Origin of the sequence: Mycobacterium sp. IS-1556 (assembly GCF_001499985.1) — a bacterium.
GTDB lineage: Bacteria > Actinomycetota > Actinomycetes > Mycobacteriales > Mycobacteriaceae > Mycobacterium.
Window position 1 is genome coordinate 1 of the sequence record NZ_LQIM01000024.1, and the last position, 6868, is coordinate 6868.

1 protein-coding gene is annotated in these 6868 nt (G+C 66.4%); it reads right to left on the reverse strand.

Annotated elements, in window-relative coordinates; translation table 11 throughout:
• On the reverse strand, positions 1-6868 hold a 6868-nt coding region (locus AU187_RS16365), incomplete at both ends, for a non-ribosomal peptide synthetase (RefSeq protein WP_156442361.1).

Consider the following 6868-nt stretch of genomic DNA (forward strand, 5'->3'; position numbering starts at 1 on the left):
TGCGTCACATTGGCATGGGTGACCGCCACCCCCTTGGGCGTACCAGTAGTGCCCGAGGTGTAAATCAGATAAGCGATCCCCCCGCCAGCAGGAACCGGCAACGGGCTACTCGATTGACTGCCAATACGCGGATCATCAACATCAATCACCACCACACCGCACTCATCCAGCCGCCCGGCCAGATCAGCGGTACTGATCACCACCTTGGGCCCCGCATCAGCGAGCACGAACGCGATCCGCGCCTCGGGATGGGCCGGATCGATCGGCACATAAGCCGCCCCCGCCTTGAGCACCCCCACAATCGCCACGACCGCCTCAGCCGACCGCTCCACCAACAGGGCCACGCAATCCCCCGCGCCCACACCTTCGGCAGTCAACAAGTGCGCCAACCGATTTGCAGCCTCATCAAGCTCGTGATACGTCCACGAACGCTGCCCGCCACACAACGCCACCGCATCCGGAACCCGCCGCACCCACACGTCGAACAACTCCAGAATCGACACCGGCGCCGCAGACCGCCCCAACACCACCCGATTACCGACCTCATCGAGTCGGGCATGCTCGAACTCGTCAAGCAAATCCACCGACGACAACGACCGCCCCGGATCAGCAGCCATCACCACCAACACCCGCCGCAACCGCTCCACCACAGCCTCGACACTGGCCGCATCAAACACATCAGTGTCGTATTCGACGCGAAGGCCCAACTCGGTACCCGGTTGGATTTGGATCGTCAGCGGGTAGTGATTGCGTTCGCGGACCGTGAACCCGGTGACGGCCAACTCATGCCCGCCCGTCAACGCAGCGGTGTCGATCGGGTAGTTCTCGTAGCCGAACAGCGTGTCGAAGAGCCGTTCGTGACCGGTGATGCGATGGATCTCGTTGAGCGCCAGGTGCTGATGCTCCAGAGTTTCGTTGTGGGCACGCTGCAGTTGCTCGAGCAGTTCGGCGGTGGTGGTCGTCGCGGTGATGCGCGCCCGCACGGGCACTGTGTTGATGAGTAAACCCACCATCGAGTCCGCACCGACCACCTCGGCCGGCCGCCCCGAGACGGCGGTGCCGAAGGCAACATCGTGCTGACCGGTCAACCACACGAGCAACTGCGCGTAGGCGCAGTGCAATACGGTGTTGACGGTGACGTGAGCTGAGCGCGCCAACTCGCCGATAGAGCGGGTGATCGGCTCGGACACCTGTGACCAGAGCACGCCACGTGGTCCCGAACCTGAACGATGGGCCGGAGATACCAAGGTGGGGGTGTCGAAGCCGGCGAGCACCTCGCGCCACGCCGCGTGGGCGGCGTCGAGATCGCGACCGGCCAGCCAGGTGACGAACTTGCGATAGGGCACAGCAGCGGGCAAGCACTGTCCCCGGTAGCTGGCGAATATCTCGTTCACCAGAATCGGCATCGACCAGCCGTCCACCAGGATGTGATGATTTGTCAGCACCATCTGATGCTGGTCTTCTGCGATGCGGATCAACGCCACCCGGAAGGCGGACCCGGCGGGCAGGTCGCATACCGCGACGCGCTCGCGAGCGCATACTCGCTGGACCTGTTCGTCGACATCCCCGCCGGGGTCGAGCTCGACGTAGTGCCATGCCCCGATCGGGTCGGCCGGGATGACCTGCACCGGCTCGTCGAACTGTTGGCAGAACCGCGCCGCCAGGTTGGGATGCCGATCGACCACCGTGCGCACCGCATCGCGCAGCCGATCGCGGTCAAGGGCTCCGCTCAAGCCGATCGCCAGTTGCACCGCATATACATCGTCGTCGCCCTGCGGGGTGCTGGCGTGGAAGAGCAGTCCCTGCTGCAGCGGGGTCAACGGCAAGATATCGGCGATTTCATACTGCTGGTGGAGTTCATCGATCTGACGCTGGCTCAGCTGGGCCGGGGCGATATCCGAGGGGCTCAGCCCGCCACCGCCAGCTCGCACGTGCGCACAGACGCCGGTCAGCGCTTCAAACCACAACCCGCTCAGCCGGCTTATCTCGTCGTCGTCTATCGCCGAGCGTGCCCATGTCCAGGTGGCGTGTAGTTGCGGGCCGGCCTCAGTGTCCACGGTGCCCGCGTTGAGCTCCACGGTGTGCGCCAACGGCGTCGCCACCGCCGAGGCGGCGCTGGCCAGCGACACCCCGTCCACGCCGATCCGCCACACGTCATCAGCAGCGGCAGTCTGCGCTGGAGCGCCGAGCCGCCCGAGGTAGTTGAATCCGATCGGCGGGTCTGATTCGGGCAGGTCCACGTCGGCGTTCAGGTAGCGCAGCACGCCGTAAGTCAGCGGATCGGGCAAGGCGCGAAGCTGCTCTTTGACATCTTTGATCACCGCACCCAACGCCGCGTCGCCGATGATCACCTGCCGCCACGACGGCTTACCGACCCTCAGAGCCACCGGGTACTTACTGGTGAACCAGCCCACCGTGCGGGACAGATCGACATCCGGGGCAATCTCTTCGTGGCGCCCGTGGCCCTCCACGTCGATACCGATCGGAACCGAACCATTGCCGACGAACTGCGCCCACGCCAACCCGAACGCGATCAGCAAGATGTCCTGTACCCCGGCATGAAACGCCGCCGGCACCTCGCCCAGCAGCGTGCGGGTGAGTTCGCTGTCCAGGGAGACCGACAACTGCCCGGCACTGGCGTAGGTATCCCGCTCCGGCTGCACCGCCGGCAACAGCGCCGGGGCCGCCGCCACCTGTTTCCACGCGTCGGCCTGCTTGACCACCTCCGGACGACGGGCGTGCTCGGCCAGCAGCGTGGACCAGCGGGCGAAGGACGTTCCGATGACCGGAAGTGCCACCGGCTGCCTGGCTCGGTGTTGGGCCCACGCGATATTCAAGTCTTCCAACAGGATTCGCCATGAGACTCCGTCGACGGCGAGGTGGTGGATGATCAGCACCAGCTGACTCGTGGACGTCACCCACAGTGCACTCACCATCGCCCCCGCGGCTGGATTCAGCCGCGACCGCGCGGTCACCAACGCCTCATCGGACAACGCATCGACCACTTGCAGGCAGCCGCCGGCATCCACCGAGCCCGCCGCGGGCACAGTCAAGGACCAACCGTCTGCACCGTCGGCCGCGCGCAGCCTCAACATCGCATGCCGATCCAGCAATGCCTGCAACACCACCGCCGCGTCGGTCTCGCTCGTCCCCGCGGGCGCGGACAACACGACGGTCTGGTTGAGCTCCTGTACTGGGCCGTCCACGCTGGCGAGCCACCGCATGATCGGTGTCGCAATCACCGGTCCGAGGCCCTCGTCGACGTCGCCGGCTTCGCCGTCGGTCACCACCGCCACCCGAGCCAACCGCCCCACGGTCTGCTCGACGAAGATGTCGCGCGGTCTACATGCGAGGCCGGCGGCCCTGGCCCTGGCGACCACCTGCATCGACAAGATGCTGTCCCCACCCAGATCAAAGAACGACTCGTCAACCCCGACGCGCTCGAGTCCCAGCACGTCTGCGTAGATGTCGACGAGGATCTTCTCGATGGCGGTGACCGGCGCCCGGTACTGGCTTGAGGTGTAGTGGGGTGCCGGAAGGGCGCGTTTGTCGAGCTTGCCGTTGGGGGTAAGCGGCATCGCCTCGATCAGCACCACGGCGGCCGGAACCATGTAAGCCGGTAGCCGCTCGGACAGCTGCGCCCGGATCGCGGCGGCGTCTGCCGTCCCGGTGATGTAGCCGACGAGGCGCTTGTCGCCGGGGCGGTCCTCGCGGGCGACCACTGCCGCCCGCTCCACGCCGTCCAAACCAGCCAGCGCGGCCTGGATCTCTCCCAGTTCGATGCGGTAGCCCCGGATCTTCACCTGCTCATCGACTCGGCCCCGGTATTCCAACTGCCCGTCGGCGCCCCAGCGCACCATGTCGCCGGTGCGATACATCCGTTGTCCCGGCGCTCCCTCGCCTACGAACGGGCATGCCACGAATCGCGACGCCGTCAACCCCGCCCGCCGTACGTAGCCGGCCCCCACACCGCGGCCGGCGACATACAGTTCGCCGACGACCCCCGCGGGCGCCGGACGTAACCATCGATCCAGCACAAACAATGCCGTTCCCGGCACCGGAGACCCGATGGGCGCCACACCTGCTCGCGCCGTCAACGGTGTGCTGGTCGACGCGAAGATCGTGGTCTCGGTCGGGCCGTAGACGTTGACCATCACCCGCCCCGGCGCCCACCGATCCACCACCTCGAGCGGACAGGGCTCGGCACCGATGATCAACGCCGTCGACTCGAGCCGGTCGGCTGAGAGCATCCCGACCGCCGACGGGGTTTGGCTCAACACGCTGACTTTTTCCGCCACCAGCAAGGCTTGGAGGTCTTGCGGCGAGCGGGCCACCGACTCGGGGATCACCACCAGGCGGCCACCGAATAGCAAGGCGCCCCAGATTTCCCACGCCGAGAAGTCGAAAGCCAGCGAATGAAACTGGGCCCACACCTGCGCCGGTCCCAGCGCCACGCCGATATCCAATCGGTCGAAGAGCCGGGTCACGTTGTGATGAGTCACCGCAACACCTTTGGGCACCCCGGTGGTGCCCGAGGTGTAGATGATGTGGGCGAGGTCGTCAGGGTTCGGCATCGGCAAGCTCGTGGAGGGATAGCTGTCGATGCTGGGATCTGCGACGTCGACAACCGGCAACTCGAAGCCGTCCAACCGTGAGCGGAGACCCGCGGTGGTGATCGCGGCGACCGGTGCGGCATCGGCGATCAGGAACTCGATCCGGGCCGCCGGCCAAGCCGGGTCAATCGGCAGATAGGCGGCCCCTGTTTTCAGCACTGCCAATATGGCCACGATCGCGTCAGCCGAGCGCGCTGACAGCAGCACCACACAGTCACCGGGTCCCACACCATGGGCGGCCAGTGAATGCGCCACCCTATTGGACGCCTCGTCCAACTCGCGGTAGGTCAGGCTGCGCCCGTCGAAGACCACCGCCACCGCTCCAGGAGCGGTGACCGCCTGCGCGGCGAACAGCGCCGGGATCGTCGTCGGCACAACGGACTGGGCCAGCACTGCGCGCTTGCCGATCTCATCGAGTCGGGCGTGCTCGAGGACGTCAAGCACGTCGATTGACGAGACCGGCCGCGCCGGATCGGCGGTCATCACAGCCAGCACCCGCCGCAACCGTTCGATCAGCGCCTCGATGCTGGCGACGTCGAACACATCGGTGCGAAATTCGACCGTTCCGCCGATCCCGGCGGGCTCGCCAGACTCGGTGAAGCGCTCGGCGAGCGAAAACGTCAGATCCATCCGGGCGGTCCGGGTGTCCACTGGCAGCGACGTGACCTCGAGGTCCTCCAGCGCGAGTTGCGCAGCGGGATCGCTGTTCGCGGCGAACTGCCACCCGACCATCACCTGGATCAGAGGATGGTGAGCCAACGACCTCGACGGGTTGAGTCGCTCCACCAGGACTTCGAACGGCACGTCCTGGTGCTCGTAGGCGGCCAGGCTTCTCTGGCGCACCTGGCTCAACAGCTCGGCGCCGGTGGGGTTACCGGCCAGATCGACCCGCAACACCAAGGTGTTGATGAAGAAGCCCACCAGCTCGTCCAGGGCGGGGTCGCGCCGCCCTGCGATCGGGAACCCGACGGCCACGTCGGTGCTGGCGCTGACATTCGAAAGGAGCACTGCCAGGGCGGCCTGGACGATCATGAAGCTGGTCGCGTTGTGCTCCCGCGCCGCCCGCGCGACGAGATTCTGCAATTCGGCCGGCCAGTCCACGACCACGCTGGCACCGCGCTGATCGGCCACCGCCGGGTACGGCCGATCGGTGGGCAATTCCAGCCGCTCCGGCAGCCCGGCCAGTGCCTGCTCCCAGTAGGCCAGCTGTGCGGTGATGGGGCTGTCGCTGTCCGCCAGATCGCCGAGCAGGGCACGCTGCCACAGCGTGTAGTCGACGTACTGCACCGGCAGCGGTTCCCATTCGGGAGCCAGCCCCGCACACCGGCTGGCATAGGCCACGCCCAGATCCCTGATGAGCGGGGCGATCGACCAGCCATCGGCGGCGATATGGTGCACTACTGCCACCAGCAGATGTTCGTCGTGTGCGAGCCGGAAAAGCTTTGCCCGAATTGGGATTTCAGACTGCAGGTCAAAACTGTGACGGGTTACCGCAAGGATCGCCTCGTCGAGCCGATCTTTCGGCCAGTCGGTGGCGTCAACGACGTCCCAGCCGAATTCCGCCTGTTCCGGCGGCGCGATCAGCTGCTGCGGGACGCCCTCGGGCGCGACGAACAGCGTGCGCAGGCTCTCGTGACGCTCCACCACGTCGGCCAGCGCGGCACGCAATTGCTCGACGTCAAGGCAACCGCGCAACTGCAATGCCGCCGGCAGGTTGTAGACCGCCGATGGTCCCTGTAACTGCCCGATGAACCACAGTCTCTGCTGGGCAAACGACAACGGCACCACCGCCGGCCGTTCGACGGGCACCAACGGCTGGAGCCGACGCGAACCTTGACTGACACGATGCGCCAACTGCGCGACTGTCGGCGCCTCGAATACTGCCGGTACCGATAGGTCGGCGTCCAGTGAAACGTTGATCGCCGCCGACAGGCGCATCGCCAGCAGCGAATCCCCGCCGAGGTCGAAGAAGGAGTCGTCGACTCCGACGCGCTCGATACCCAGTACGTCTGCGTATATGCCGGCCAGGATCTCCTCGACCGCGTTGCTTGGGGCGCGGTAGCGGTCGGTATTTTGGGACTCCGGCGGTGGTAGGGCGCGGGTGTCGAGTTTGCCGTTGGGGGTCAGCGGCAGCGGGTCGAGTAGCACCACCGTGGCCGGGACCAGATAGTCGGGCAGCCGATCCAACAGCTGGGCGCGAATATCGCCCGGGTCTGCGCTGCCGGTGATGTAGCCGACCAGACGCTTGTCACCGG